The organism is Ruegeria sp. CG3 (assembly GCF_056537205.1).
The window spans coordinates 203,092-226,065 of record NZ_JBQFRC010000001.1; the positions used below are offsets into that span (position 1 = coordinate 203,092).

The window sequence follows — 22,974 nt, forward strand, 5'->3', positions numbered from 1 at the left end:
ATGCAGAGGGCATGCATTTGAACCCTGCCGACGAAACCTTTGCCGAAACCATCCACGCCCGCTTGGGTGACGATACTCTGCGCCCGCTCGAGCCGCGCTATGTGGAAGAGCCGCGCCGCCGCTTCGCCGGGCAGGCGGGTCTGCTGGCCTTGCCCCGCACGGTTGAGCAGGTCGCAGCCTTGGTGCGTTTGGCGTCCGAGGTCCGCGTGCCGGTGGTGCCATACGGCGGCGGCACCGGTCTTGTGGGCGGGCAGGTCATGGCAGATGGCCCCGCGCCCCTGATCCTGTCGCTTGAGCGGATGCGCGCGATCCGGGCCGTCTACCCGACCGAAAACATTCTGATCGCCGAGGCCGGTGCGGTGCTTGCCGACATTCAGGCCGCGGCTGAGGCAGCCAACCGGCTGTTTCCGCTGTCGCTGGCGGCGCAGGGGTCATGCCGGATCGGGGGAAACCTGGCTACCAATGCAGGGGGCGTCAACGTCCTGCGTTATGGCAATGCCCGGGATCTGTGCCTAGGGCTTGAAGCGGTTTTACCCAATGGGGACATCTGGCACGGGCTGGGGCGGCTGCGCAAGGACAACACCGGCTATGATCTGCGCAACCTGCTGATCGGGTCCGAGGGTACGCTGGGGGTCATCACCGCCGCTTCGCTCAAACTTTTCCCGCGCCCTGCCGGGCTGGGCACGGCGATCTTTCAGGCGGCCAGCCCCGAAGCGGCGATCGACTTGCTGTCCCTGGCCCGGGACAATCTGGGCGAAACCGTTAGCGCATTCGAACTGATCCACAGACAGGGGCTGGATTTTCTGGCCGAGGTCTTGCCGGACGTGCTTCAACCCTTTGACACACCGCCGGAATGGTCAGTCCTGATCGAGTTGGGATTCCCGACCGGGCACGAGCCCGAGGCGGCGCTGGAGTCCTTGTTCGTCGCTGCCGAAGCCCGTGGTCTGGTGTCGGACGGCGTCATCGCCCAAAGCGCCGCGCAGCGCGACGCGCTGTGGTCGGTGCGCGAACGCATCCCCGAGGCGAACCGGCTGATCGGTTCGGTGTCCAGCCACGATATCTCGGTTCCGATTTCACGGATCCCCGACTTTATCCGGCAAGGCGGCGAGGCGATTGCCGCCCTCGGACCGTTCCGAGTGAATTGCTTTGGTCATCTGGGGGACGGCAACCTGCACTACAACGTCTTCCCGCCCAGAGGCCACAACCGGGGTGAGTTCGATGATCGACGCGCCGAGATCAAGCGCGCGGTTCATGACCTGGTGCATGAATTTGAAGGATCGGTCAGTGCCGAGCATGGGGTGGGCCGTCTGAAGACCGGTGATCTGGAACGTTATGGTGATCCGGCCAAACTGTCGGCCATGCGTGCCATCAAGGCTGGCTTGGACCCGCGCGGGATCATGAACCCGGGCGCCGTCCTGTCAGGTGAGTGAGTGCGGCCCGGACGCTCCGGGCCGCAGCTGCGCGTCGTTTACGACGCCGGCAGGATAACCTTGTCGATGACGTGGATCACGCCATTGCTGGTTTCGATATCTGCCTGAACGACATTTGCGTCATTGACCATGACACCGTTGTCGAGATCGATCGTGATCTCTCCACCCTGAACGGTGGCGGCGGTCATGTCGTCGGACAGATCACCCGACATCACCTTGCCCGGAACCACGTGATAGGTGAGGATCGCCACAAGCTGATCCTTGTTCTCGGGCTTCAGCAGCGTTTCCACGGTGCCTTCGGGCAACGCGGCAAAGGCTTCATCGGTAGGCGCGAACACGGTGAATGGGCCTTCGCCCTTCAGCGTGTCAACCAACTCGGCGGCCTGCACGGCTGCGACCAGAGTGTTGAAACTGCCGGCTCCGACAGCGGTGTCCACAATGTCCTTGCCGTGGCCGTCGGCCATGGCAGCGGTCGAAAACAGAATACTGGCGACACCGGCAACAGCGAATTTGCGAAACATGATCTACTTCCCTTGTTGAGGATGTCATCGGCGACATCACGGTCTATACGGCGACATGCCGGAAGGAGATCAGGCGTCAGGGGCAAAAAACCGACTGGAAAACGAACGACGCCGCGCTAAGCGCGCGGCGTTTCCAGCGGCAAGTCACGAAATCGTGACCGTTGTCTGTTCACAGCCCTTCGAATTCGCACAAGACATGGACGTCCATGCCCATCTCCTCCAGCACCTTGCGGCCACCCAGCTCGGGCAGGTCGATGATGAACGCGCAGCTGACGATCTCGCCGCCCAGACGTTCGATCAGCTTGATGCCTGCCGCGGCAGTGCCGCCGGTGGCCAGCAGGTCATCGACGACCAGAACCTTTTCGCCGGGCTGGATCGCGTCATCGTGGATCTCGACGATTGCTTCGCCGTATTCCAGCTTGTATTCCTCGCTGATCGTGGTGCCCGGCAGCTTGCCCTTCTTGCGGATCGGAACGAAGCCCACGCTCAGCTGGTGAGCGATCGCGCCGCCCAGGATGAAACCGCGCGCCTCAAGCCCCACGACCTTGTCGATGCGCTCGCCGGCATAGGGGTGCAGCATCTGGTCGATGGCCATGCGAAACCCGCGGGGATCCGCAAATAGGGTCGTCACGTCGCGGAACATGATCCCTTCGTGGGGAAAATCGACGATGGTCCGAATGTAATCCTTGACCGTTTTGCTTCTGGACATGGGGCAACCCTTCTTGCGTCAAAACACGGCGGTGTTTGGCGTATCACGGCCAGTCATGCAAGCCACGGCTGCCTTCCTGCGCGTATTTGCTGCGGAACAGATGCGTCCGGACCACCCGCCCTTGGGGGGCTGCGGGTATCGACAAGCGATGCGCTTTGTCTATACAAGGTGCCACGCGCTGATGCAGGCCCAGAATAAGGATGACAGCCGTGGCCAAGGCCGACCTCAAGGGATCCACCAAAAAGAACAGCCAGCTGGTTCTGCGCCTGGACAAGGACGAACGCGACGCGTTCGTTGCGCTGTGCCGCGATCTCGACACCTCGGCCGCGCGCGAGATCCGCAAGTTCATTCGCGCATTCATGGCTGAGAACGCCGGGACCTGACTGCCTTCAGGCCGGGCGACGCAGTACCGCCGTGGCCACGCCCATTCCGATCAGGGTCAACCCTCCGAAACGGGTCATGCCGGTGATGATGCCGGGGCGGCCGATTACGCGGCGCAGCCGGTCGGCCAGCAGCGCATAGGCCAGCGCGTTCAGCCCGGCCAATCCCACGAAAGTCGCAATCAGGATCGCGGACTGCGGGCCCAGCGGCTCGGCCGGGCGCAGAAATTGCGGCACGAAGGCGATGAAGAAGGCGATGGATTTCGGGTTCAGCGCAGTGACAGCGGCCGCATGGCCGAATACGCCGCGGGCGGTAACGTCGCGCGCGGTGGCCACCGCCTGCATCCCGCCGGACGGCGCACTGCGCAGCAGCTTGATGCCCAGCCAGACCAGATAGGCGGCGCCCACCCATTTCAGCACCGAAAACAACGTGGCCGACGCCAGCACCAGCGCCCCAAGCCCCAGCAACGAGGCGGTCATAGCGATCAGGTCCCCCAGCGCAACCCCCGTGGCCGAGGCCACGGCCACGCTGCGCCCTTTGGACAGCGCATAGCTGAGCACCAGCAGAACCGTCGGTCCCGGGATCAGCAGAAGGGCGGTCGAGGCTGCGACAAAGGCCAGCCAAAGTTCAAAATCCATCATCCAACTCCGTCAAATCCGCAGCAGCTAGCCTAAGAAAACACGAGGCCGTCAAGGACGCCTACAATACCCGGCCCGCCACCGCATCCAGCTTGGCCAGCACTTGCGGGTCGCGCTTTTCCGGGGCCGTCAAAATCGCGTGGTCCAGCGCAAGATCGCAGCCATGCGGGCAGGGCGCGCGGTCCGCTCCCAGCATGGCGGGCAGGCCTTTGACCAAGGCGCGCGCCTTCTCGGCGTTGCCGGTCAGCGTCGCGATGATAGCGGTCACGTCCACTTCGCCGTGATCGGGGTGCCAGCTGTCATAGTCGGTGACCATCGCCACCGAGGCATAGCAAAGCTCGGCCTCGCGGGCCAGTTTGGCCTCGGGCATGTTGGTCATGCCGATCACGTCGCAGCCCCACTGCTCGCGGTACATCTTCGATTCCGCCAGCGTCGAGAATTGCGGCCCTTCCATCGCCAGATAGGTGCCGCCACGGTGCACGGTGATGCCGGCCGCCCGGGCGGCGGATTCACAGGCATCGCCCACGCGCGGGCAGGTCGGATGGGCCACGCTGACATGGGCGACGCAGCCGGTGCCGAAAAAGCTTTTCTCGCGGGCGAAGGTGCGGTCGATGAACTGATCGACGACCACGAAATCGCCCGGCGCCATGTGTTCGCGGAAGGAGCCGCAGGCCGAAACCGAGATCACATCGGTCACCCCCAGCCGTTTCAGCGCGTCGATATTGGCACGATAGGGCACCTCGGTCGGCGAATGCACATGCCCGCGCCCGTGGCGGGGCAGAAAGGCCATCTCGATGCCGTCCAGTGTCCCGGTCAGGATCTGGTCGGACGGCGCGCCCCAAGGCGTTTCCACGGTAACCCATTGCGGCGTTTCCAGCCCGTCGATGTCATAAATTCCCGATCCGCCGATGACGGCAATTTTTGTCTGGGCCACGTTCGTTCTCCGCTGCGATACCTGCCTGAGGGAATTTCTGCGGGCTTGTCGGGCATTTGGCAAGGCTTGCCGGTGTTATTGCGCCGCACAGGCGCCACAAGGGGCGTCGCCTTGCAGTTTTTGCATGACAGCCTGCCATCGATGGGCTAGCAGACAGCGCCGAAGGCGGGTATACGACCGCCTTCGCGCGAACATTCTGACCCACAGGACCAATTCATGCCCCGAGCCTTGCTGGCAAGCTTTGCCAATCGCCTCGCCATTCCCGATCTGAGCTGGATGCCGGACGAAAAGCTGACCCCCGCCCGCCTGCGGATCGAGCTTTTGTCGGGCCTGACCGTCGCCCTGGCCTTGGTGCCCGAAGCGGTGGCCTTTGCTTTCGTCGCCGGGGTTCACCCGCTGGTAGGCCTGTATGCGGCGTTCCTCGTGGGGCTGATCACCGCGCTGATCGGGGGTCGTCCGGGTATGATCTCGGGCGCAACCGGTGCGCTGGCGGTCGTCATGGTGGCGCTGGTGGCGCAGCACGGGGTCGAATACCTGTTCGCCACAGTGGTTTTGATGGGCATCCTGCAGATTATCGCGGGGGCCATGCATTGGGGCCGGTTCATCCGCCTGGTGCCGCATCCGGTGATGCTGGGCTTTGTCAACGGCCTGGCGATCGTGATCTTTCTGGCGCAACTGGGCCAGTTCAAGGTGCCGGGCACCATGGAAAACACCGGCCACGGCATGAGCGGTGGTGAATGGCTGTCCGGGATGCAACTCTATACGATGCTGGGGCTGGTCGCGCTGACCATGGCGGTGATCTGGGTGATGCCGCGCATCACGCGCATCGTGCCGGCGCCGCTGGCGGGCATCGTCGTGGTGGCCGCGTTGGTGATCGGCATGGGGCTGGATGTCCCGCGCGTCGGTGACCTGGCCTCGATCGAGGGTGGACTGCCGAAATTCCATATCCCCATGGTTCCACTGAACTGGGAGACGTTTGAGATCATTTTGCCCTACGCCGTCATCCTGGCGGCCATCGGCCTGATCGAATCTCTGCTGACCCTGAACCTGGTGGGCGAGATCACAGGCAAGCGCGGTGGTGCGTCGCAGGAATGCATCGCGCAGGGCACCGCCAACGTCGTCACCGGGTTCTTTGGCGGCATGGGCGGCTGTGCGATGATCGGGCAGTCGATGATCAACGTGAAGTCCGGCGGCCGCACGCGCATCGCGGGGATCGCTGCCGCGCTGTTCCTGCTGGTGTTCATCCTTGTCGGCTCACCCCTGATCGAACAGATTCCGCTGGCCGCGCTGGTTGGCGTGATGTTCATGGTGGTGATCGGCACGTTCGCCTGGAATTCGTTCAACATCCTGCGCAAGGTGCCGCTGACGGATGCCTTCGTCATCGTTCTGGTCACCGTCGTCACCGTGATGGAAGACCTCGCTGTGGCCGTCGTGGTCGGCGTGATCGTTTCGGCGCTGGCCTATGCCTGGAACAACGCCAAGCGCATCCACGCGGTCACCCGCGACTCGGAAACCGAGAAAGGCGCCAAGGTCTACGAGATCAAGGGCCCGCTGTTCTTCGGCTCGTCTGAGGGGTTTGTCGAACTGTTCGATGTCCAAAACGACCCGGAAACGGTGATCGTGGACTTCGCCGACAGCCGTGTGGTCGACCAATCGGCCCTGCAGGCCATCGAAAACATCGCCGCGAAATACGAGGCGGCAGGAAAGCGCGTCATGCTGCGCCATCTCAGCCGGGATTGCCACAAGCTGCTCAAGAAAGCAGGTCACCTGATGGTCGACAGCGACGATGACCCGGATTACGGCCTTGCGGTCGACTATTCCGTTCGAACCGGCATTCTGGGCGGCCACTGAGGTAATGCGAGGCTCTGCCTCGCGCTCCGGGATATTTTAAACCAGATGAAGACCGCGCGAGCCCTTCATCTGGCCTAAAAATACCCCGGGGGAGTCGCGCATAGCGCGGCGGGGGCAGAGCCCCCAAACCCGGCTCAATCGTCTGGACGATTGAGGGAAAACAACTGCGTCACCACCGAGTAGTCGCGATACCCAAGCCGCGACAAGGGTTGAAAGGTGGTGACGTCGAACTTGCCGTCCTTCAGGCAGTCATCGCGCAGGTGCACGCCGACGACTTCTCCGAAAACCACCCGGTTGGCCTGGCCGGGCAGCGTGACGATCTGGGTCAGTTTGCATTCCAGCGCGGCGGGGGCGCCTTCGATGCGAGCGCATGGGATGGTTTCGCATTCCACAGGTGTCAGGCCGGCGTGGGCGAACTCGTCCACCTCTTTCGGAAGGCTGGCCGAGCTTGCGTTCATCGCATCCCGATGGGCGTGGGCCACCACGTTGACGCAAAAGACGCCGGTCGCCTCTATATTGGCGATGCTGTCCTTTCCGCGGTCCTGGTCGTGTTTCGTGCCGGTGGAGGCAAACATCACCTGCGGCGGCGTATAGGCGACCCCGTTGAAGAATGAATAGGGTGCCAGATTGTTGATCCCATCGGCGCTGCGGGTCGAGATCCATCCGATCGGGCGCGGCGTGATGATGGCGTTGAACGGGTTGTGCGGCAAACCGTGACCGTCTTCGGGGCGATAGAACATCTGATCTCCAAGCGTTTGCTCAAGGCCTAGCGAAGTGCTAGGGCGATTGCCAGAGTCGAAAAGAGGGCCGCGGTGCAGCAGTTCGGGATCAGGCCGGAAGAGCCGGAGGATTGGTGGGAAGTCGAAGCCCTCTACGACCTGTGTTTTGCGCCGGGGCGCGAGGCGCTGTCGTCTTACCGCTTGCGCGACGATGTTCCGCCAGTGCCGGGCCTGTCGATGATTGCCCGTGACGGGCAGGGCATTTTGGCTGGGGCCATCCGATTCTGGCCGGTTCATGTTGGCGCACACGACGCGCTTTTGCTGGGGCCCGTTGCCGTCCACCCGACCCACCAGGGGGAAGGTTTGGGTGGTTTTCTGATCCACGAAGGTATCGAAGCCGGGCGGGCCAAAGGGTGGGACCGGGTCATGCTGGTCGGTGACGCGCCCTATTATTCACGCTTTGGGTTTGCGCGGCTCGAGGGTGTTGAGATGCCCCCGCCAACCAACCCGGATCGGGTTCTCGGGCTGGATTTGACCACCGGCGCATGGCACGGAGTGAGTGGTTCGGTGACCCGCTGGACGCGCTGATCTATTGAATCGGCGTTGTGAAATGCCAATGTTTCAGGGTCAGGAGGACACCGAATGAATGACGTCGTTCTCGTCGGAGAAATCGACCCCGACGCTGAGTTGGACCGGCTGGCAAGCCACTACCGCAGCGCGGGCGGCAGCGGTATCAGGTTGCTCAATCGTCTGGGTGGATCGGCTGAGTCGCTGCTGGAACAGCTGCCCGGTTCGGTGCGCGATGGGCTGACCGGTGCAACCGAGCAGGCCTTGTGGCTTGCAGTTCGTGCCGCTGACGGATCGCGCCGCGCGGTTCCCGACCAGAAGCCGTGGGTCAACACCGCCATATCGACCACGATGGGCGCCGCGGGTGGGGCTGGCGGCCTGACGACGGCGTTGATCGAGCTTCCGGCGACCACGGCCATGTTGTTGCGCTCAATACAGGGTGCCGCATCGCGTGAAGGTTTTGACCCCTCGGCAAGGAACGTGCAGTTCGATTGCATCCGCGTTTTGTCGGCGGCAGGTCCCTTGGCGCATGACGACGGCGCAGACATGGGGTTCTTTTCAGTCCGACTGACCGTGACGGGCCCCGCTCTGCAAAAGATCATTGCCGCCGTCGCTCCGAGGTTGTCGGTCGTTTTGGGGCAGAAACTGGCGGCACAGACCGTTCCGGTATTGGGGGCCTTGGCCGGAGGTGGCGCGAACTACCTCTACGCCCGGTACTATCAGCAGATTGCCCGTGTGCATTTCGGCCTGCGGCGTCTGGCGATCGATGCCGATATTCCGCATGACGAGCTTGTGCAGCGTCTGCAACGTCGCATGTTGGCCTGATCCTCAGTTTCAAAATTGGACAGAACCGCAGGATGTGGTATCCTGCACCCAATCGGCCCGCAAGATAAGTGGCCGAAAACAGGCAAGAAGAACAAAACAAGAGGCGGGGCAGCGTGAAAAGCGCAGGGCTGTCACCAGACATTCTGTCCGAAACCGGGGCACTTCCGGTTCTGCCGCAGTCTGCGGCTCTATGCTACCGGCTTCGGCGCGGGGTGCCTGAGATATTGTTGATCACGACCCGGGGGTCGGGGCGGTGGATCATCCCCAAAGGCCGCATGATCGACGGCCTTAGCGGGTCTGAGACCGCAGCGCAGGAAGCTTGGGAAGAAGCCGGTGTGACAGGCCGTTGTGAGACGCGCAGTATCGGGCAGTTCTCTTTCGACAAACACCACCGGGATATGGGGCGGGTGACATGCGTCGTTGATGTCTACCCGTTGCTTGTTACCAAGACGGCGGATCGGTTCCCCGAAGTCGCAGAACGGCGGCGTAGATGGATGCTGCCGGAAAAAGCAGCACAAGCGGTTTCGATCGGCGGGCTTTCCGGGCTGTTGCGGTCAAATGCGCTCAATCCTCATTGAACCGCCTCTGTAAAGACTTGATATTGCCATGTCTGTCAGTATCTATTGGCCCACCGACATTTTGGGCGACAGATGATTCAATATTCACTGAAATGCTGCAATGGTCACGCGTTTGACAGTTGGTTCCAGTCTGCGGACGCTTACGACAAGCTGTCTAAGGTTGGAATGGTCTCTTGCGCGACTTGCGGCAGCACCCAGGTCGAAAAGGCGATCATGACGCCGCGGGTCCAGTCTGCGCGCTCATCTGCTGCAATGCCGCGCGCGGAGAACAGTGATCGACCCGAAGCCCAGCACCAACCGACCAAGGCCGAGATAGAGCGCGTTCTCAACGCCCTGCGCGCCAAGGTCGAGGCGAATTCCGATTATGTCGGCCGCGAATTTGCGCGCGAGGCCCGCAAGATACATCTGGGCGAGGCCCCGGAGCGCGCCATCTATGGCGAGGCCAAGCCGGAAGAGGCCAAGGCCCTGATCGAAGATGGGGTTCCCGTGGCCCCTCTGCCGTTCATTCCAAGCCGAAAGACGAACTGAACCGTGCATCTTGTTATCACCGGCGCCAATCGCGGCATTGGGCGTGCTCTTGCTGAATGCTATCGTGGCCGCGGCGATACTGTCACCGGCACCGCACGGGACGATTCCGCCGATATTCGTCTGGACGTTACCGACCCGGCGCAACAGGCGCAGATGGCGCGCAAGTTGGATGGCCAGCCCGTAGATCTGTTGATCTGCAATGCAGGTGTCTATCTGGACAAAGGCCAAACAATCGACGGCTACCCGGCCGAGATGTGGGGCCAGACCTTTGCGGCCAACGTCACCGGGGTGTTTCTGACCATTCAGTCCTTGTTGCCCAATCTGCGTGCGGCGCGCGGCAAGATCGCGATCATCTCGTCGCAGATGGCCTCGCACACGCGGGCGCCCGGGGGCAGCTATATCTATCGGGCCTCCAAGGCGGCTGTGCTGAACCTTGGGCGCAACCTGGCGGTGGATATCAAGGACGATGGCATCGCCGTCGGCATTTATCACCCGGGATGGGTGCAGACGGACATGGGCGGTCAGGCCGCCGACATCACCGTGTCACAGGCCGTTGCCGGGTTGACCGAGCGTTTCGATGCGCTGAGTTTGGACTCCACCGGCTGCTTTGAAACCTGGGACGGGCAGGCACATCCTTACTGAGCGGCCAGCGCTGCCTTGGGGATCTCGTAGACTTCACCGGGATCGATGAAGATCACCAGAATTTCGCCCCGCGTTTCCGAAGTGATCTTCGACGTCGAGCTGCTGGAATCCGGCTTTCCATCGGTGAAATAGATGCGGCGTACTTCCCCAGTATCCAACTGAACCGCCAGGGTTGCAGTGCCATCATCCTTGCGCCGCAACTCGGCAGGGCAATTTTTCAATGGCTGACCCGCCAACGCGGCGCAGGGGACCGTTCCCAACGCGTTCTGGCCGTCCGTTCCGGACAGTGAAGCCACCTGGGCCAGAGCCGGGCTGGACATCAGAGCACAGGCGAAAACAAAACGCAGCATGGTATTCCTCATGGTTTAAATCCTTGACGATACGCTGACATTGCTGCCGGTCCTTGTAAAGCGTTGCGCTGCAGTGTCCTGCCGTTCTATGTGCCCTTGCTCTTGTGTGTTGCCTCGCATAAGACGCTCGGGACCGGAAATCCAAGGCGCGGAGACATTTGCCCCCATGCCCGTACTCGTGATGAAATTCGGCGGCACATCCGTCGCCAACCTCGACCGCATCCGCCGCGCGGCCAAGCGCATCGGCGTCGAAGTGGCCAAGGGCTATGACGTCATCGTCATCGTGTCGGCCATGTCGGGCAAGACCAACGAATTGGTGGGCTGGGTCGACGAGATCTCGCCGCTGTATGACGCGCGCGAATATGATGCCGTGGTATCCTCGGGCGAGAATGTCACCGCCGGTCTGATGGCGCTGACGCTGCAGGAAATGGAGATCCCCGCCCGCAGCTGGCAGGGCTGGCAGGTGCCGCTGCTGACCGACGGCGCCCATTCGGCGGCGCGGATCCTTGATATTCCGACCGACAACATCAACCAGAAGTTCGGCGAGGGAATGAAGGTCGCGGTGGTGGCAGGCTTTCAGGGTCTCAGCTCCGAAGGGCGGATCACCACGCTGGGCCGGGGCGGCTCGGACACCACCGCCGTGGCCTTCGCCGCCGCCTTCGACGCCGAACGCTGCGACATCTACACGGATGTGGACGGCGTCTATACCACAGATCCGCGCATCTGCGAGAAGGCGCGCAAGCTGGACAAGATTTCGTTCGAGGAAATGCTCGAACTGGCCTCGTTGGGGGCCAAGGTGCTGCAGACCCGCTCGGTCGAGCTGGCGATGCGGTACAAGGTGAAACTGCGTGTTCTCTCGAGCTTCGAGGAACAGTCCGACGAGGCCGGAACCCTGGTCGTCGACGAGGAGGAAATCATGGAATCCAATGTAGTCTCGGGTGTGGCCTATTCGCGGGACGAGGCCAAGATGACCGTCGTGTCGGTCGCCGACCGCCCCGGCATCGCCGCGATCATCTTCAACGCGCTCAGCGATGAAGGGATCAATGTCGACATGATCGTGCAAAACATCTCGGACGAGGGGCGCACGGACATGACCTTTTCCTGCCCCACCAACCAGGTGGCGCGCGCCGAAAAGGCGCTGCTGGCAGTCAAGGAACGTGGCGAGTTGAACTATGCCGAGCTGGTCGCCGATACCGATGTGGCCAAGGTTTCTGTGGTGGGCATCGGCATGCGTTCGCAGTCGGGCGTGGCGGCCAAGATGTTCAAGGTACTCTCGGATGAGGGGATCAATATCAAGGTCATTACAACCTCCGAGATCAAAATTTCCGTCCTCGTCGACCGGAAATACATGGAACTTGCCGTTCAGGCGCTGCATGATGCCTTTGAACTGGAAAAGGCGGCCTGAGCATCTCGGCCAAGGTCCCGCCTGACACCGCAGAGTAGATCGGGCGATGGCAGACGGAATGGAAACAGAATCCCGCAAGCTGCTAGGGCGGCTGCGCGAGGAGATGGCAAGCGAGGCTGCCGGTCAGGAGCGTCTTGACCGGATCACCCACCTGATCGCCGACAGCATGCGGTGCGAGGTGTGCTCGATCTATCTGTTCCGCGACGACGAAACCCTGGAGCTGTGTGCCACCGAAGGTCTTGCCCCCGAGGCCGTTCACCAGACCCGGATGCGTCTGGGCGAAGGTCTTGTTGGCCGGGTGGCCAAGTTCGGCAAGGTCGTCAACGCCGCCGATGCGCCCTCCGAGAAAGGTTTCCGGTACATGCCGGAAACGGGCGAGGAGCGTTTTTCGTCGTTCCTGGGCGTGCCCATTCAGCGGCTGGGGCAGAAGCTTGGGGTTCTTGTGGTCCAGTCCCGCGCTCAACGCGAGTTTTCGGCGGATGAGGTCTATGCGCTTGAAGTCGTGGCTATGGTCCTTGCGGAAATGGCCGAATTGGGTGCGTTTGTGGGCGAAGGTGCCGCCCTTTCACCACTGCATCAGCAATCCATTTTGCTGCGCGGTGGCCCGGCACAGGAGGGCTCGGCCGAGGGGCATGTTTGGCTGCACGAGCCGCGTGTCGTCGTCACCAACCCGATCGCCGACGATCCACATCGCGAGCTGGAGCGGCTGAACGAAGCAGTCGAAGAGCTGCGCGTTGGCGTCGACAAGATGCTTGAAATCTCGCGGGGCGGTGACACTGAACAGCTGCAGGTTCTGGAAGCCTACCGTATGTTCGCCAATTCCAAGGGCTGGATGCGGCGGATGGAGGAGGATATCGCCCGCGGCCTCAGCGCCGAGGCGGCGGTGGAAAAGGAACAGTCGCAGGCTCGCGCCCGGATGAGCCAGGTCACCGACCCTTATCTGCGCGAGCGTCTGGCGGATCTGGACGATTTGTCCAACCGTCTGCTGCGCATCCTGACCGGGCAGGGCGGGTCGAACGGTAAAGAGCTGCCGCCCGATCCGATCCTGGTGGCGCGCAATATCGGCCCGGGTGACCTGCTGGAGTATGGCCGTTCGCTGAAAGGTGTCGTGCTCGAGGAAGGCTCGGTCGGCAGTCATGCCACCATCGTCGCCCGCGCTCTGGCCATCCCGCTGGTGGTGCATGTGGGCCGGATCACGACCGAGGCTTTGAACGGCGACCACATTCTGGTCGATGGCGATGAAGGGGTGGTGCATCTGCGCCCCGAGGATACCGTCGTCAGCGCCTTCCGCGACAAGATGGCCATGCAGGCCGAGGCGCAGAAACGCTATGCCTCGATCCGCGAAACCCCGACCGTGACCAAGGATGGCGAGCGGATCAATCTGGTGATGAATGCTGGCCTGATGGCCGACTTGCCGTCGCTCAAGACGTCCGGAGCCGAGGGCGTTGGCCTGTTCCGCACCGAATTGCAGTTCCTGATCCGCAACCAGATGCCCAAACGGTCGGAACTGGTGGCGCAGTATAAACGCGTTCTGGATTCGGCCGATGGCAAGCGCGTGGTATTCCGAACGCTGGATATCGGGTCGGACAAGGTGCTGCCCTACATGAAGCATGTTGCCGAGCCCAACCCGGCGCTGGGCTGGCGTGCCATTCGCGTGGGTCTGGACAAGCGTGGGGTCATGCGCATGCAGTTGCAGGCGCTGATCCGCGCCGCCGAGGGGCGACCGTTGACGGTGATGTTCCCATTCGTGGCACAGGCCGATGAATACCGCGAGGCCCGGTGGGAAGTGAACAAGACCATCGACCGCGAAAAGCGTCTGGGCCATGTTCTGCCCGAAACGCTTGAAATCGGGGCGATGCTGGAAACGCCTTCGCTGGCCTTCGCGCCGCAGAAGTTTTTTGACGAGGTCGATTTCATCTCGATCGGTGGCAACGACCTGAAGCAGTTCTTCTTCGCAGCCGACCGTGAAAACGAGCTGGTGCGTCGCCGCTATGACACCTTGAATGTCAGCTTCCTCAGCCTGATCGAGCGCATCGTCGAACGGTGCGGAATTTCCGACACGCCGTTGAGTTTCTGCGGCGAGGATGCCGGCCGCCCGATCGAGGCGCTCTGCCTGGCGGCGATGGGCATCCGCACCCTGTCGATGCGCCCGGCCTCGATCGGCCCGGTCAAAAGCCTGCTGTTGCGTTCGAACCTGCAGGAGGTCCGCAAGATCATCGCCGACGCTCGCCATCGGGGCGAACAATCGGTGCGTCCGGCGATCATGGAGTATCTGCGCGACAACGGCTGACGCCCGGGTGACCGCGAAAAAAGGCCCGATTCCGAAATCCGGGCTTGCTTTTTGGGCTTGGTCTTTCTATCCAAGCCACGAATGTTAGCGGTAACAGGATGTCTGGCTGCAGACCGCGCCGGATTGTCCGAAGAAGGGAGCCAGCCATGGTTTCACGCGTAATCCCAGTAGATCCGTTCGATCTGGTCCTGTTCGGCGCGACCGGAGATCTGGCCCAGCGCAAAATCCTGCCGGGCCTTTACCATCGCTTCGAAGTGGGGCAGATGCCCGAAGATGCGCGCATCATCGGGACCGCGCGGTCGGATATGGACGATGATGGGTTCCGTGCGCAGGTGCGCAAGTCGATGAAGGAATTCGCCCCGTCGTTCAAAAAGGACGTGCTGGACCGGTTTCTGGCCCGGGTCGAATACGTATCGGTCGATGCGCTGGGCGAAAACGGCTGGGACAAGCTGGCCAAATCGCTGCGTGCTGACGTGGTGCGCGCCTTTTATCTGTCGGTCGGTCCGAAACTGTTTCCCGGCATCGCACAGCGCCTGCATGATCACGGGCTTGCCACGCCCGACAGCCGCATCGTGGTCGAGAAACCCTTTGGCCATGATCTGGCCTCGGCCAAGGCGCTGAACGAAGGTCTGCGCGCCTGTTTCGAAGAACATCAGATCTATCGGATCGACCATTACCTGGGCAAGGAAACGGTGCAGAACCTGATGGCGCTGCGCTTTGCCAACTCGCTGTTCGAACCGCTGTGGAACGCGACCCATGTGGATCATGTCCAGATCACCGTGGCCGAAACCGTCGGGGTCGAAGGGCGCGGCGCCTATTACGACCAGTCCGGTGCGATGCGGGACATGGTGCAGAACCACCTGGTGCAGCTTTTGTGCCTGACCGCGATGGAGCCGCCCTCGACTTTTTCGCCCAACGCGGTGCGCAGTGAAAAGGTCAAGGTGATCGAGGCACTGGAACCTGTCGCCCCGACCGACATCGCCCGCGGCCAGTACCGGGCGGACAAGGGCGGCGACGGCTATGTTGATCATGTGGGCAACCCCGACAGCCTGACCGAAAGCTACATCGCGCTGAAGGTGCGCGTGGGCAACTGGCGCTGGTCGGGGGTTCCGTTCTATCTGCGTACGGGCAAGCGTCTGCGCGCCCGCGAATCCGAAATCGCGGTGTTTTTCCGCGACCCGCCGCACACGATCTTTCCCAATGTCGGCCCGCTGCACGGCAACGTTCTGGTGATCCGCCTGCAGCCCGACGAGGGCATCACCCTGCGCACCACGATCAAGGATCCCGGCCCGGGCGGCTTCCGCCTGACGGACGTGGCGCTGGACATGAGCTTTGCCGAGGCGCTGGGTGCCGATGTGCGTGCACAGGACGCCTATGAACGGCTGGTGATGGACGTGATCCGCGGCGACCAGACCCTGTTCATGCGCGGCGACGAGGTCGAGGCCGCCTGGGCCTGGGTCGATCCCATCATCAAGGGCTGGGAAGAGCGCGGCGACCGCCCCTCGCGCTATGATCAGGGCAGTTCCGGCCCGGAAGACGCATTGATGCTGATGCATCGCGACGGGCGCCGCTGGCGCCAGATCGGAGGTTGAGATGGTTCACAACGTCATCACCGATGTCACCCAAAGGATAATCGAGCGCAGCGCCGATCCCCGCCGTACCTATCTGCAGCGGATGGAGCAGGCCCGGTCCGAAGGGCCGGCGCGCGCGCATCTGTCGTGCAGCGGCCAGGCCCATGCCTATGCCGGGGCGGGGGCCGATCAGCAGACGATGGCCACGACCAGCGTGGGCAATCTTGGCATCGTCACCGCCTATAACGACATGCTGTCGGCACACCAGCCGTTCGAGCGCTATCCCGAACTGATCCGCCGCGCGGCCCGTGCCGCAGGCGGCACCGCGCAGGTCGCGGGCGGGGTTCCGGCCATGTGCGACGGGGTCACGCAAGGCGAGGCCGGGATGGAGCTGTCGCTGTTCTCGCGCGACGTGATCGCGCTGGCGGCGGCGGTGGCGCTCAGCCACAATACCTTTGACGCAGCGGTGTTCCTGGGGGTCTGCGACAAAATCGTGCCGGGGCTGGTGATCGCAGCGCAAAGCTTTGGCCACCTTCCGGCGGTGTTCCTGCCCGCCGGCCCGATGACCAGCGGCCTGCCCAACGACGAAAAGGCCAAGGTGCGCCAGAAATTCGCCGCCGGCGAAGCCACCCGCGAAGAACTGATGGCCGCCGAGATGGCCGCCTATCACGGGCCGGGCACCTGCACCTTTTACGGCACCGCCAACACCAACCAGATGCTGATGGAGTTCATGGGCCTGCACCTGCCGGGCTCCAGCTTCGTCAACCCCAACACGCCGCTGCGCGATGCGTTGACCGAGGAAGGCGCCCGCCGTGCCCTGTCACTCAGCGCGCTGGGCAACAACTACACGCCGGTGTGCCAGATCCTCGATGAACGGGCCTTCGTGAACGGCATCGTGGGGCTGATGGCCACGGGCGGGTCGACCAACCTGCTGATCCACCTGATCGCCATGGCCCGTGCCGGGGGCATCGTGCTGGACTGGCAGGATTTCTCGGACATCTCGGGCGTCGTGCCCCTGGTCGCGCGGGTCTATCCCAACGGTCTGGCCGACGTGAACCATTTCCATGCGGCGGGAGGACTGGGCTACACCATCGGCACGTTGCTGGATGAAGGCCTGCTGCATCCCGACACGCTGACCGTGGCGGGGCAGGGGCTGCACCACTATACGCAGGAGCCCAAGCTGATCGATGGCGCGCTGGTCTGGGAGGACGGCGCCGGCCACAGCCTGAACGAAAAGATCCTGCGCCCGGCCAGTGACCCGTTCCAGCCCACCGGAGGCCTGTCGCGGCTGAGCGGCAACCTGGGTACAGGAGTAATGAAGGTCTCGGCCGTGGCGCCCGAACACCAAGTGGTCGAGGCCCCTGTGCGTGTCTTCCACGACCAGGACGAGGTCAAGGCCGCGTTCAAGGCGGGCGAGTTCACCGACGATGTCATCGTCGTGGTCCGTTTTCAGGGGCCCAAGGCCAACGGCATGCCCGAACTGCACTCGCTGACGCCGCTGCTGTCGATCCTGCAGGGGCGCGGGCAGAAGGTGGCGTTGGTGACCGATGGCCGCATGTCGGGGGCCTCGGGCAAAGTGCCCGCGGCGATCCATGTCTGCCCCGAGGCGCTGGACGGCGGCCCGATCGCCAAGCTGCGCGATGGCGACCTGCTGCGCGTCGACGCGGTCCGGGGTCAACTTGAAATCCTGACCCCCGGCGTGCTGGACCGCCCCGCCGCCACCGCCGATCTTTCGGCGCATCAATACGGGGTCGGCCGCGACCTGTTTACCACGTTCCGCAACGCCGTCGGCTCGGCCGATGCCGGTGCCAGCATTTTCGGAGCCTGAGCCTATGTCCGCAAAAACTCAACGCACACGCGAGATCTGCGCATTGGCGCCCATCGTCCCGGTTCTGGTCGTCGATGACGCCACCCATGCCCGCCCGCTGGCCGAGGCACTGGTGGCCGGTGGCCTGCCTGCGCTCGAAGTAACCTTGCGCACGCCCGCGGCGCTGGACGCGATCCGCGCCATGGTGCAGGTGCCCGGCGGGGTCGTGGGGGCCGGCACGCTGGTCACGCCCGACGATGTCCGCGCCGCAAAAGAGGCGGGCGCGCAGTTCGGCGTATCGCCCGGGGCCACCGATGCCCTGATCGCCGCCTGCGAGGCCGAGGGCCTGCCGCTGCTGCCCGGCGCGGCCACCGCGACTGAGGCGATGCGCCTGCTCGAGCAGGGCTATGACATGCTGAAGTTCTTCCCGGCCGAAGCCTCGGGCGGGGCGCCTGCGCTCAAGGCGATCGGCGCGCCGCTGCCGCAGATCACCTTCTGCCCGACGGGCGGCGTGTCGCCCGCCAATGCCCGCGACTACCTGTCCCTGCCCAACGTGATCTGCGCGGGCGGCAGTTGGGTCGCGCCGAAACAGATGGTGGCGCAGGGCGACTGGGCGGGGATCGAAGCCCTTGCGCGTGAGGCGGCCGCCCTGATGGATTGACCTTGCCGGGCCGGGCGCTAGGGTGGGCGCCATTGCAGGCAGGTTGATCCACATGACAGACAGTATTTCCTTCGCCCAAGGGCGAAATTATCTGGCCATTCCGGGCCCTTCCGTGATTCCGGACGCGGTGCTGCAGGCGATGCACCGCCCGTCGCCCAATATCTATGCCGGTGAACTGGTCGAGATGATGCCCGACCTGACGGCCGACCTGCGCCGCGTGGCCCGTACCCGGCACGAGGTGGCGATCTACATCGCCAACGGCCACGGCGCGTGGGAGGCGGCGCTGTCCAACGTTCTGGCGCCGGGGGAAACCGTACTGGCTCCGGCTTCGGGGCGGTTCACCCATGGCTGGGCGGAAATGGCCGAGCGTCTGGGCGTCAAGGTCGAGTTGATCGATTTCGGCCCCTCCGACCCGTGGGATATGGACCGGATCGCGCAGGCCCTGCGGGCTGATGCCGACCACCGGATCAAGGCGGTTCTGGCGGTGCATGTGGACACGTCCAGCTCGATCCGCAACGACATTCCGGCGCTGCGGGCGTTGCTGGACGATCTGAACCACCCGGCATTGCTGATGGCGGATTGCATCGCTTCTCTGGGCTGCGACCGGTTCGAGATGGATGACTGGGGCGTCGATGTCATGGTCACCGCCTGCCAGAAGGGGCTGATGACCCCTGCGGGCATGTCCTTCGTGTTCTTCAACGACCGGGCCAAGGCCAAACGGGCCGCGATGCCGCGGGTTTCGGCCTATTGGGACTGGCAGCCACGATCAGAGCCCGACTGGTTCTATCAGTATTTCGGCGGCACCGCGCCGACGCACCACCTGTACGGCCTGCGCGCCGCCCTTGATCTGATCCATGCCGAGGGGATTGAGCAGGTCTGGGCCCGCCATGCGCAGCTGGCCCATGCCGTCTGGGCCGCCTGCGAGAAGTGGGCCGAGGCCGGGGCGCTGCACCTGAACGTCGGCGATCGCACGCATCGCAGCCATGCCGTCACCGCTCTGCGCTTGACCGAGGGTCGCGGCACGCCCCTGCGCAGCTATACCGAGCGGCACCTGGGCTTGACCCTTGGCATCGGGCTGGGCATGGCGGACGAGGAGTCATGTTTCCGGCTGGGCCACATGGGCCATCTGAACGGGCACATGGTCATGGGTCTGCTGGGCGGCATCGAAACCGCCATGGCCGCGTTGGAGATCCCACGCGGGTCCGGCGCGCTCGAGGCTGCGGCGGGGGTTCTGGCGGGCTAGGCGCTGCGCGCGGCCGCCAGCGCCTGCGGCAGGGCGGCGGCAAAGGCGTTCAGGTCGGCTTCGGTGCCGCAACTGACGCGGATGCAGCGGTTCTGCGGGGCTGCAAATGGCATCCGCACGAAGATCCCCTGCGCCACCAGCGCATCCAGCACCGCCTTGGCAAATGCTCCGTCGCGCCCGCAGTCGATCGCCACGAAATTGGTGGCCGAGGGCAGCGGGGCCAACCCGTTGTCACGCGCGATCGCGCCGATCCGGTCGCAGGCCGAGGCGATCTGTGCTTGTACCTGCGTCAGCCAGTCCTGATCGTGCAGGGCGGCCAGCGCCCCGGCCTGCGCCATGCGGTTCATGCCGAAATGGTTGCGCACCTTGTTGAAGGCCGAGATCAACCCGGGCGCTCCGATCGCATAGCCGACCCGTGCGCCGGCCATGCCGTAGACCTTGGAAAAGGTGCGCATCCGGATCACGCGCGGATCATCCGCCGCGACCGGCGCGGCGGTGCCGACGGGCGCGCATTCCACGTAAGCCTCGTCCAAAACCAGCAGACAGCCGTCCGGCAGAGCGTCCATCGCCGCGACGATGTCCGTGCCGCGATGCCAACTGCCCATCGGGTTGTCCGGGTTGGCCAGATAGACCAGCTTGGCGCCGACCTCGGCTGCCTTGGCGAACAGGGCGGCCGGGTCCTCGTGATCGTTGGCATAAGGCACCTTGTGGATCGTCCCGCCATAGCCCGCGACGTGGTAGTTGAAGGTGGGATAGGCCCCGTCCGAGGTCACGACCGCATCGCCCGGACCGACCATCAGGCGCACCAGATAGCCCAGCAGCCCGTCGATGCCTTCGCCGACCACGATGTTGTCGGGGCTGATCCCGTGATGATCGGCCAGCGCATGGCGCAGATCGTGGTTCTCTGGGTCGCCATACATCCAGATGCCGTCAGCGGCCTGCCGCATCGCCTCGATCGCGCGGGGCGAGGGGCCGAACACGCTCTCGTTCGCGCCCAGCCGGGCCACGAAGGGGGCGCTGCGCTGGCGCTCCTGCGTCTCGGGGCCGACGAAGGGCACGGTTGCGGGCAGGGATTGGGCAAGCGGGGTGTATCTGGGTCCGGTCATGGGCGCAGATAATCCCAAGGGCATGGCCGGGGCAAGCCTTGCATGGGGCCGGGGCGTCCGCACCGATCTGCCCTCACGTCGGGCTGGCGTCGGCTGCGGGTTTCGGGGCATGGTTTGCCCGGAACACCAAACCCGGAGGCCCAGATGGCGCGCGTATCAGTCGAATACAGGAACCACATCGCCCATGTCACCCTGACCCGCGGCGACAAGATGAACGCGCTGGATGATGCGATGGTCAAGGCGATCCTGGCAGCGGGGCAAGAGGTCGCCGCCTCGGACGCCCGTGCCGTGGTGCTGTCGGGCGAGGGCAAAAGCTTCTGCGCGGGGCTCGACATGGCCAGTTTTGCGGCCATGGCGCACAAGGACCCGACCGAGTGGTTGATGACCCGCAGCCATGACGACGCCAACGAGATGCAGGAACTGGCGCTGATCTGGCGCCGCGTGCCGGTGCCGGTGATCTGCGCCATTCAGGGCGTGGCCTATGGCGGTGGTCTGCAGATCGCGCTGGGCGCCGATATCCGGATCGCCCATCCCGACGCCAAGCTGGCGGTGATGGAGATGAAATGGGGCATCATCCCCGACATGGGCGGCATGGTCCTGTTGCCGAAACTGGTACGGTCCGACGTGCTGCGCATGCTGACCTATACCGCGCGGCCCATCGGTGCCGCTCAGGCCGCCGACTGGGGGTTGGTCACCAGCCTGTCGGATGATCCGCTGACCGAAGCCATCGCGCTGGCCGAGGATATTGCGGGCAAGAGCCCCTCGGCCATCCGCGCCGCGAAACGCCTGATCGAGGTGGCCGAAACTAAGTCGCGCGCCGAGGTTCTGCTGGCCGAATCCGCCGAACAGGTCGAGCTGATCGGCAAACCCGACCAGATGGAAGTGGTGATGGCCCAGATGCAGGGCCGCAAGCCCGAGTTCAAGTAACCCTCGCGGGCCGCGGCCAGATCGGACTCAGCCCCGCAGGCGCGTCGTCACCCCGTAGGCGATGCCGCCCGCCAGCAGGCCCCAGACCGCCGCGCCCAGGCCAAACACGGTGATGCCCGAGGCGGTGATGGCAAAGGTCAGGATCGCGGCTTCGCGCTCGGCCGGAACCTCGAGCGCGGCGAAGGTGGCGTTGGCCATGACCCCGATCAGCGCCACGCCGGTCAACGTGCCCATCAGCATCGGATCGGCATGGGCGGCAAACCCGGTGATGGCCACGGCGAATACCCCGAACAGGCAATAGAAAACCCCGGCCATAACCGCGGACCAATAGCGCTGATCCCGGTCGGGGTGGCTGTCCTCGTTCGAGCACATGGCGGCGGTGATGGCCGCGAGGCAGGTCGCCGGCGCGCCGAAGGGGGCCGACAGGATGCTGGCCCCGCCCACGGCCGAGAATAGCCGCCCTGCCACCGGGGCATAGCCAAAGCTGCGCATGACCGCGATGCCGGGAATGTTCTGCGTGGCCATCGTGACCACGAACAGCGGCACCCCGATGCCGATCATCGACGCCACCGAAAAGGTGGGCGTGGTCCAGACCGGCGCGGCCAGCAGGTGGTCGGGGCGCACAGACGGTCCGTCAGAGAACAGAACGACGACCAGCGCGGCGGCCAGCACGGCGGCGGGGACCGCCAGAAGTCTGTGCACACGTCCGGCGATGAACCAGGTCAGGATCACCGGCAGGGCCTGCCAGGGGATCTCGACCGCAGCCTGAAACGGGACGATGCACAGCGGCAGCAGCACTCCGCCCAGCATCGCCTGCGCCAAGGAGGTGGGAATCGCCGCCGCCAACCGTCCCAGCGGGCGCCACATTCCGGCCAGCACGGTCAGCGCACCCGCAAACAGGAACGCGCCGATGGCACCCGAGAAACCCGCGGCCGGCGCGGCCGAAACCGCCAGCAGCGCCGCACCGGGCGTGGACCAGGCCACGCTGATCGGTTGGCGGTACCACAGGCTGAGCACGATCGCCGCCAGCCCCATGGCAAGCGCGGCCATCATCAGCCCCGATGCCGCCTGCGGCCCCGAGGCGCCCATGGCGTCCAGCCCCTGCAGGACAATCGGAAACGAACTGAAAAAGCCGACAACGGCCACGACCAGCCCGGTTGAAACGGTCTGCATCGGCGGAAAAGGTCTGGACATGGGGGCCTCGGTGGATTGGTCCCGAGATTGCTAGCAACCGTTTGGCCCGGTGAACAGGGTCGGGTGCAAAAAACCCCGCCGGGCGTGCGCGGCGGGG

At 64.2% G+C, this 22,974-nt stretch carries 23 protein-coding genes; 15 read left to right on the top strand and 8 right to left on the bottom strand.

Annotated features, from left to right (window positions below; all coding sequences use genetic code 11):
- Positions 1-11: 11 nt before the first annotated feature.
- Complete coding sequence (locus tag ACR0NB_RS00955) at positions 12-1,430, top strand: FAD-binding oxidoreductase (RefSeq protein ID WP_480774718.1); 1,419 nt, start codon at positions 12-14, stop codon at positions 1,428-1,430.
- Positions 1,431-1,468: 38 nt separating this feature from the next.
- Here ACR0NB_RS00955 and ACR0NB_RS00960 read toward each other — a convergent pair whose 3' ends face one another.
- Positions 1,469-1,951 (bottom strand): fasciclin domain-containing protein, encoded by a 483-nt coding sequence (locus ACR0NB_RS00960; protein WP_170337939.1) that lies wholly within the window; start codon positions 1,949-1,951, stop codon positions 1,469-1,471.
- Positions 1,952-2,120: 169 nt separating this feature from the next.
- Entirely contained in the window at positions 2,121-2,660 is a 540-nt protein-coding gene (locus ACR0NB_RS00965) for an adenine phosphoribosyltransferase (RefSeq protein ID WP_170337941.1), read from the bottom strand.
- A 200-nt stretch (positions 2,661-2,860) separates the two neighbouring features.
- On the opposite strand from ACR0NB_RS00965, the gene ACR0NB_RS00970 reads away from it, so the two are divergent.
- Positions 2,861-3,043 (top strand): hypothetical protein, encoded by a 183-nt coding sequence (locus ACR0NB_RS00970; RefSeq protein ID WP_170337544.1) that lies wholly within the window; start codon positions 2,861-2,863, stop codon positions 3,041-3,043.
- A 6-nt stretch (positions 3,044-3,049) separates the two neighbouring features.
- Here ACR0NB_RS00970 and ACR0NB_RS00975 read toward each other — a convergent pair whose 3' ends face one another.
- Both ACR0NB_RS00975 and ACR0NB_RS00980 read right to left on the bottom strand, forming a co-directional pair.
- Entirely contained in the window at positions 3,050-3,679 is a 630-nt protein-coding gene (locus tag ACR0NB_RS00975; protein ID WP_480633433.1) for a LysE family translocator, read from the bottom strand.
- 61 nt (positions 3,680-3,740) lie between these two features.
- Positions 3,741-4,613 (bottom strand): S-methyl-5'-thioadenosine phosphorylase, encoded by an 873-nt coding sequence (locus ACR0NB_RS00980; protein WP_170366647.1) that lies wholly within the window; start codon positions 4,611-4,613, stop codon positions 3,741-3,743.
- Positions 4,614-4,829: 216 nt separating this feature from the next.
- Between ACR0NB_RS00980 and ACR0NB_RS00985 the strand changes: the two genes are divergently transcribed.
- Positions 4,830-6,464, top strand: coding sequence for a SulP family inorganic anion transporter (locus tag ACR0NB_RS00985; protein ID WP_170438224.1), 1,635 nt, complete (start codon positions 4,830-4,832; stop codon positions 6,462-6,464).
- Positions 6,465-6,598: 134 nt separating this feature from the next.
- Here ACR0NB_RS00985 and ACR0NB_RS00990 read toward each other — a convergent pair whose 3' ends face one another.
- A complete protein-coding gene (locus tag ACR0NB_RS00990) occupies positions 6,599-7,204 on the bottom strand; it encodes a flavin reductase family protein (protein WP_480774719.1) in 606 nt (201 codons plus the stop codon).
- A 72-nt stretch (positions 7,205-7,276) separates the two neighbouring features.
- On the opposite strand from ACR0NB_RS00990, the gene ACR0NB_RS00995 reads away from it, so the two are divergent.
- The 5 genes from ACR0NB_RS00995 (at position 7,277) to ACR0NB_RS01015 (ending at position 10,323) form a co-directional block, all read left to right on the top strand.
- On the top strand, positions 7,277-7,771 hold the full coding sequence (locus tag ACR0NB_RS00995) for a GNAT family N-acetyltransferase (RefSeq protein ID WP_170390634.1): 495 nt from the start codon (positions 7,277-7,279) through the stop codon (positions 7,769-7,771).
- A 54-nt stretch (positions 7,772-7,825) separates the two neighbouring features.
- Positions 7,826-8,575 (top strand): EcsC family protein, encoded by a 750-nt coding sequence (locus tag ACR0NB_RS01000; protein ID WP_170337952.1) that lies wholly within the window; start codon positions 7,826-7,828, stop codon positions 8,573-8,575.
- A gap of 113 nt (positions 8,576-8,688) precedes the next feature.
- A complete protein-coding gene (locus ACR0NB_RS01005) occupies positions 8,689-9,153 on the top strand; it encodes an NUDIX hydrolase (protein WP_480774720.1) in 465 nt (154 codons plus the stop codon).
- Between the two features lie 72 nt (positions 9,154-9,225).
- On the top strand, positions 9,226-9,681 hold the full coding sequence (locus tag ACR0NB_RS01010) for a DUF1178 family protein (protein WP_480728717.1): 456 nt from the start codon (positions 9,226-9,228) through the stop codon (positions 9,679-9,681).
- 3 nt (positions 9,682-9,684) lie between these two features.
- Positions 9,685-10,323: an SDR family oxidoreductase gene (locus ACR0NB_RS01015; RefSeq protein WP_170337552.1), complete on the top strand. Its 639-nt coding sequence runs from the start codon at positions 9,685-9,687 to the stop codon at positions 10,321-10,323.
- Here the strand turns inward: ACR0NB_RS01015 and ACR0NB_RS01020 are convergent.
- Positions 10,317-10,673, bottom strand: a complete 357-nt coding sequence (locus ACR0NB_RS01020; protein ID WP_170337960.1) for a hypothetical protein — start codon at positions 10,671-10,673, stop codon at positions 10,317-10,319. The two genes, ACR0NB_RS01015 and ACR0NB_RS01020, sit on opposite strands and share 7 nt — an antisense overlap.
- Before the next feature lie 166 nt (positions 10,674-10,839).
- On the opposite strand from ACR0NB_RS01020, the gene ACR0NB_RS01025 reads away from it, so the two are divergent.
- The 6 genes from ACR0NB_RS01025 to ACR0NB_RS01050 all read left to right on the top strand — a co-directional run bounded on the left by ACR0NB_RS01025 (position 10,840) and on the right by ACR0NB_RS01050 (position 19,650).
- Positions 10,840-12,078 carry an aspartate kinase gene (locus tag ACR0NB_RS01025; RefSeq protein WP_480774721.1) on the top strand — a complete coding sequence of 413 codons (1,239 nt, stop codon included), beginning with the start codon at positions 10,840-10,842 and terminating at the stop codon, positions 12,076-12,078.
- Between the two features lie 46 nt (positions 12,079-12,124).
- Positions 12,125-14,368 (top strand): phosphoenolpyruvate--protein phosphotransferase, encoded by a 2,244-nt coding sequence (ptsP, locus tag ACR0NB_RS01030; protein WP_170337555.1) that lies wholly within the window; start codon positions 12,125-12,127, stop codon positions 14,366-14,368.
- Positions 14,369-14,514: 146 nt separating this feature from the next.
- Positions 14,515-15,960: a glucose-6-phosphate dehydrogenase gene (gene zwf / locus ACR0NB_RS01035; RefSeq protein WP_170337556.1), complete on the top strand. Its 1,446-nt coding sequence runs from the start codon at positions 14,515-14,517 to the stop codon at positions 15,958-15,960.
- Position 15,961: 1 nt separating this feature from the next.
- On the top strand, positions 15,962-17,767 hold the full coding sequence (edd, locus tag ACR0NB_RS01040; protein ID WP_480774722.1) for a phosphogluconate dehydratase: 1,806 nt from the start codon (positions 15,962-15,964) through the stop codon (positions 17,765-17,767).
- A 4-nt stretch (positions 17,768-17,771) separates the two neighbouring features.
- Positions 17,772-18,407 (top strand): bifunctional 4-hydroxy-2-oxoglutarate aldolase/2-dehydro-3-deoxy-phosphogluconate aldolase, encoded by a 636-nt coding sequence (eda, locus tag ACR0NB_RS01045; RefSeq protein ID WP_480774723.1) that lies wholly within the window; start codon positions 17,772-17,774, stop codon positions 18,405-18,407.
- Between the two features lie 52 nt (positions 18,408-18,459).
- On the top strand, positions 18,460-19,650 hold the full coding sequence (locus tag ACR0NB_RS01050; RefSeq protein WP_170358242.1) for a pyridoxal-phosphate-dependent aminotransferase family protein: 1,191 nt from the start codon (positions 18,460-18,462) through the stop codon (positions 19,648-19,650).
- Here ACR0NB_RS01050 and ACR0NB_RS01055 read toward each other — a convergent pair.
- A complete protein-coding gene (locus ACR0NB_RS01055) occupies positions 19,647-20,756 on the bottom strand; it encodes a pyridoxal phosphate-dependent aminotransferase (protein WP_170358244.1) in 1,110 nt (369 codons plus the stop codon). The genes ACR0NB_RS01050 and ACR0NB_RS01055 overlap by 4 nt on opposite strands.
- 144 nt (positions 20,757-20,900) lie before the next feature.
- On the opposite strand from ACR0NB_RS01055, the gene ACR0NB_RS01060 reads away from it, so the two are divergent.
- Complete coding sequence (locus ACR0NB_RS01060) at positions 20,901-21,683, top strand: crotonase/enoyl-CoA hydratase family protein (protein ID WP_170358246.1); 783 nt, start codon at positions 20,901-20,903, stop codon at positions 21,681-21,683.
- Between the two features lie 27 nt (positions 21,684-21,710).
- Here ACR0NB_RS01060 and ACR0NB_RS01065 read toward each other — a convergent pair whose 3' ends face one another.
- Positions 21,711-22,877, bottom strand: coding sequence for a benzoate/H(+) symporter BenE family transporter (locus ACR0NB_RS01065; RefSeq protein WP_254435538.1), 1,167 nt, complete (start codon positions 22,875-22,877; stop codon positions 21,711-21,713).
- Positions 22,878-22,974: the final 97 nt, after the last annotated feature.

Bases quoted from the DNA above. Each gene is read 5' to 3' on its own strand.
- ACR0NB_RS00955 (WP_480774718.1), top strand. From the start codon at position 12: ATGCATTTGAACCCTGCCGACGAAACCTTTGCCGAAACCATCCACGCC.
- ACR0NB_RS00960 (WP_170337939.1), bottom strand. From the start codon at position 1,951: ATGTTTCGCAAATTCGCTGTTGCCGGTGTCGCCAGTATTCTGTTTTCG.
- ACR0NB_RS00965 (WP_170337941.1), bottom strand. From the start codon at position 2,660: ATGTCCAGAAGCAAAACGGTCAAGGATTACATTCGGACCATCGTCGAT.
- ACR0NB_RS00970 (WP_170337544.1), top strand. From the start codon at position 2,861: ATGACAGCCGTGGCCAAGGCCGACCTCAAGGGATCCACCAAAAAGAAC.
- ACR0NB_RS00975 (WP_480633433.1), bottom strand. From the start codon at position 3,679: ATGGATTTTGAACTTTGGCTGGCCTTTGTCGCAGCCTCGACCGCCCTT.
- ACR0NB_RS00985 (WP_170438224.1), top strand. From the start codon at position 4,830: ATGCCCCGAGCCTTGCTGGCAAGCTTTGCCAATCGCCTCGCCATTCCC.
- ACR0NB_RS00990 (WP_480774719.1), bottom strand. From the start codon at position 7,204: ATGTTCTATCGCCCCGAAGACGGTCACGGTTTGCCGCACAACCCGTTC.
- ACR0NB_RS01000 (WP_170337952.1), top strand. From the start codon at position 7,826: ATGAATGACGTCGTTCTCGTCGGAGAAATCGACCCCGACGCTGAGTTG.
- ACR0NB_RS01010 (WP_480728717.1), top strand. From the start codon at position 9,226: ATGATTCAATATTCACTGAAATGCTGCAATGGTCACGCGTTTGACAGT.
- ACR0NB_RS01020 (WP_170337960.1), bottom strand. From the start codon at position 10,673: ATGCTGCGTTTTGTTTTCGCCTGTGCTCTGATGTCCAGCCCGGCTCTG.
- ACR0NB_RS01025 (WP_480774721.1), top strand. From the start codon at position 10,840: ATGCCCGTACTCGTGATGAAATTCGGCGGCACATCCGTCGCCAACCTC.
- ptsP (WP_170337555.1), top strand. From the start codon at position 12,125: ATGGCAGACGGAATGGAAACAGAATCCCGCAAGCTGCTAGGGCGGCTG.
- zwf (WP_170337556.1), top strand. From the start codon at position 14,515: ATGGTTTCACGCGTAATCCCAGTAGATCCGTTCGATCTGGTCCTGTTC.
- edd (WP_480774722.1), top strand. From the start codon at position 15,962: ATGGTTCACAACGTCATCACCGATGTCACCCAAAGGATAATCGAGCGC.
- eda (WP_480774723.1), top strand. From the start codon at position 17,772: ATGTCCGCAAAAACTCAACGCACACGCGAGATCTGCGCATTGGCGCCC.
- ACR0NB_RS01050 (WP_170358242.1), top strand. From the start codon at position 18,460: ATGACAGACAGTATTTCCTTCGCCCAAGGGCGAAATTATCTGGCCATT.
- ACR0NB_RS01055 (WP_170358244.1), bottom strand. From the start codon at position 20,756: ATGACCGGACCCAGATACACCCCGCTTGCCCAATCCCTGCCCGCAACC.
- ACR0NB_RS01060 (WP_170358246.1), top strand. From the start codon at position 20,901: ATGGCGCGCGTATCAGTCGAATACAGGAACCACATCGCCCATGTCACC.
- ACR0NB_RS01065 (WP_254435538.1), bottom strand. From the start codon at position 22,877: ATGTCCAGACCTTTTCCGCCGATGCAGACCGTTTCAACCGGGCTGGTC.